The organism is Sporosarcina cascadiensis (assembly GCF_009650995.1).
Taxonomy (GTDB): domain Bacteria; phylum Bacillota; class Bacilli; order Bacillales_A; family Planococcaceae; genus Sporosarcina; species Sporosarcina cascadiensis.
This window is the reverse complement of sequence record NZ_WHVV01000042.1, coordinates 1-635: the sequence shown is the minus strand read 5'-3', so window position 1 is coordinate 635 and position 635 is coordinate 1. Positions and strand designations below refer to the sequence as shown.

Sequence of the window (635 nt, the reverse complement as noted above, 5' to 3'; positions counted from 1 at the left end):
TGGTGGAGCCTAGCGGGATCGAACCGCTGACCTCCTGCGTGCAAGGCAGGCGCTCTCCCAGCTGAGCTAAGGCCCCGTATAAAGTGGTCGGGAAGACAGGATTCGAACCTGCGACCCCTTGGTCCCAAACCAAGTGCTCTACCAAGCTGAGCTACTTCCCGACTATCAAGGATTTAAAAATATGGCGCGCCCGGCAGGAGTCGAACCCACAACCTTCTGATCCGTAGTCAGACGCTCTATCCAATTGAGCTACGGGCGCATAGTACTTGATTATGGTGCCGAGAACCGGAATCGAACCGGTACGGTAGTCACCTACCGCAGGATTTTAAGTCCTGTGCGTCTGCCAGTTCCGCCACCCCGGCAAGAGTGGAAAGCGGAAGACGGGATTCGAACCCGCGACCCCGACCTTGGCAAGGTCGTATTCTACCACTGAACTACTTCCGCATGAAAAAGTGCGGGTGAAGGGAGTCGAACCCCCACGCCCGAAGGCACTAGATCCTAAGTCTAGCGTGTCTGCCAGTTCCACCACACCCGCAATGTGTTGGCATGAAGCCAATAAAAGTGGTGAGCCGTACAGGATTCGAACCTGTGACCCTCTGATTAAAAGTCAGATGCTCTACCAACTGAGCTAACGG

Annotated in this window: 6 tRNA genes; all 6 read right to left on the bottom strand. The window is 55.1% G+C overall.

Annotated features, from left to right (window positions below):
* The 6 genes from GDZ68_RS17930 to GDZ68_RS17905 all read right to left on the bottom strand — a co-directional run bounded on the left by GDZ68_RS17930 (window position 1) and on the right by GDZ68_RS17905 (window position 535).
* Window positions 1-76: transfer RNA gene (locus GDZ68_RS17930), tRNA-Ala, on the bottom strand.
* 8 nt (window positions 77-84) lie between these two features.
* Window positions 85-161 (bottom strand) — tRNA-Pro (locus tag GDZ68_RS17925).
* Window positions 162-182: 21 nt separating this feature from the next.
* Window positions 183-259 (bottom strand) — tRNA-Arg (locus tag GDZ68_RS17920).
* Between the two features lie 14 nt (window positions 260-273).
* A tRNA-Leu gene (locus GDZ68_RS17915) sits at window positions 274-362 on the bottom strand.
* Between the two features lie 10 nt (window positions 363-372).
* Window positions 373-444 (bottom strand) — tRNA-Gly (locus GDZ68_RS17910).
* Window positions 445-453: 9 nt separating this feature from the next.
* Window positions 454-535: transfer RNA gene (locus GDZ68_RS17905), tRNA-Leu, on the bottom strand.
* Between the last annotated feature and the right edge of the window lie 100 nt (window positions 536-635).